The organism is Stieleria sp., from assembly GCF_041595215.1.
GTDB classification, from domain to species: domain Bacteria; phylum Planctomycetota; class Planctomycetia; order Pirellulales; family Pirellulaceae; genus Stieleria; species Stieleria magnilauensis.
Genome location: NZ_JBFHKV010001322.1, coordinates 1 through 2049, shown reverse-complemented (window position 1 = coordinate 2049; position 2049 = coordinate 1). Strand labels below are relative to the sequence as shown.

Genomic DNA, 2049 nt, shown 5'->3' with positions numbered 1-2049 from the left:
TGATGAAAATAAAAGTGGCGTACGCTTCCAGCTTGCGACCGAAGCAGGATGCTTGCCCCACGTCGGCAAGCAGGATGCTTACCCCACGTCGGCAAGCAGGATGCTTACCCCACGGTGCTAAAACAGGGGATCGTTGTCGTCTTCGGGATCGCCGCACCATTTTTTCAAACTGGCGAGCACATCGTCGCGTCCACGCAGACTGGTCCAGACCGATTCTTCCACATCGAGTCGAATTTCGTATTCGCCCTCGCGCTCGCAATCTTTGTCGCCGCACCAGTGGGGAAGGTCGGCGACCCAGACAATGCGGTAAAGTGGGACGTGCTTGTCGTCAACGAGGATCAATGGTGAATCCATGCGACCTGCCATAACGGGGGATGAATAGGAAAACGGAGAAAGCCGGTTTGGCACTCTATGTTCTCAGAAATTACGATCTGGACAATCCTTTAACTCTCCTTTAACTCACTCGGTTCGTCAGTACCGAAGTCGTCAATACCGCAAGGACATCATGAATCTTTCACTCTCCGTTCGGATCGCCTGCAGTTTCGCGACTGTTTTCATCGCCGCGGTGACTTGCCCGGCCGATGACCCGCCCTCGAACGCGGAGCGTGCGGGTTCATTGCCCCCCACCGCTGTGCATGTCCGCGGGGACCTGCATCGCAGCCGCGAAGTCTTCACCACGACCGGGCAAGGACGTGTCGCGTTTCTCGGCGGATCGATCACGGAGATGAACGGTTATCGACCGATGGTCATGGATAGCTTAGTGGCTCGCTTCCCCGGCACCGAGTTCAACTTCATCAATGCGGGAATGTCATCCACTTGCTCGCACACTGGGGCATTTCGGCTGCCGTCGGATGTCTTGAGCCACAAGCCCGATTTGCTGTTCGTCGAATTCGCCGTCAATGACGACCAAGATGCCGCCCACAGCTATGAAGACGCACTGCGGGGCATGGAAGGCGTGATTCGCTCGGCCCGGTCCAGCCTGCCCCAGGTGGACATCGTCATCACCTACTTCGTCAATCCATCCATGTTGGAAAAGGTCCAAAACGGCGAGGTACCGACAAGCATTGCCGCCCACGACGCGGTCGCGAAGCACTACAACGTTTCGACCTGCAACGTGGCGGTGGAGCTGGCCAAGCAGATCGCCGAAGGAAAAACCACGTGGGCGATCTACGGCGGTGTCCACCCGAAACCGGCAGGCAATCGGATCGCGGCGAATCTGATCGAAGACGTTTTTCGCCAAACCCGATTCTCGCTGGCCGAAGCGAAGTCGGCCAACCGCCAGACGTTCGCCCCCCACCCGCTGCCGCCGCCGATCGACCCGACCAGCTTTTGGCGCGGCCGATTCCTCCCCCGCGACGCGATTGCGATGGGCAGCGGATGGTCGTATGTCGAGCCGAAGTGGAAAGACATTGAGGGCTCGTTTCGCGAACGGTTTGCCGGGCGGCCCCTGACGGTCGCCACGGTTCCGGAGGCGGAACTGCAGGTCACCTTCACCGGAACCGCGATCGGACTGTTCGTCTTGGCTGGCCCCGATGCCGGCGTCGTCGAATTCTCCATCGATGACGGCGACTGGCACGCCGCTGACCTGTTCCACCGCTTCAGCAAGGGACTGCACTATCCGAGAACCGTCGTGCTGAAGTCGGGACTGGAGGACGGTCCACACCAGATGAAGCTGAGGGTTTCGAAAAAGAAAAACGGTGCCAGCCAAGGCAACGCGGTTCGAATCCTGGAGTTTGTCGCGTCGTAGGCGTGTTGTTCGGCGGGAGTTTCGTCGTCGCTTGATACTCACGGCTAAATCAAGCGTCGTTTCCTTGGCGTGGGCCCGTAGGCTCGCGCCAAACGGCTAATAATCGTTTGATATCAGCCGGTTCGCGCCAGCGTCCGGGCACCGCATTGATGTTAGCTTAGCGGTATCGGGGTTGTGGTCGTCACGGAAACGGGGCCCACGGATGGCAGCGCGAACCCACTGATTTTTAGCACCCTGTCATCCGTGGGTTCGCGCTGCCATCGGTGGTTACACTGTTCGATCGTTAACCCGGCAAAATTGCT

At 58.8% G+C, this 2049-nt stretch carries 2 protein-coding genes; one reads left to right on the top strand and one right to left on the bottom strand.

Going from position 1 to position 2049, the window contains the following annotated elements:
• Positions 1-117: 117 nt before the first annotated feature.
• Positions 118-354, bottom strand: a complete 237-nt coding sequence (locus tag ABX749_RS30950; RefSeq protein ID WP_145218917.1) for a hypothetical protein — start codon at positions 352-354, stop codon at positions 118-120.
• A 151-nt stretch (positions 355-505) separates the two neighbouring features.
• Here ABX749_RS30950 and ABX749_RS30945 point away from each other — a divergent pair, with 151 nt between their 5' ends.
• Positions 506-1747 carry an SGNH/GDSL hydrolase family protein gene (locus ABX749_RS30945; protein ID WP_372899431.1) on the top strand — a complete coding sequence of 414 codons (1242 nt, stop codon included), beginning with the start codon at positions 506-508 and terminating at the stop codon, positions 1745-1747.
• Positions 1748-2049 lie beyond the last annotated feature (302 nt).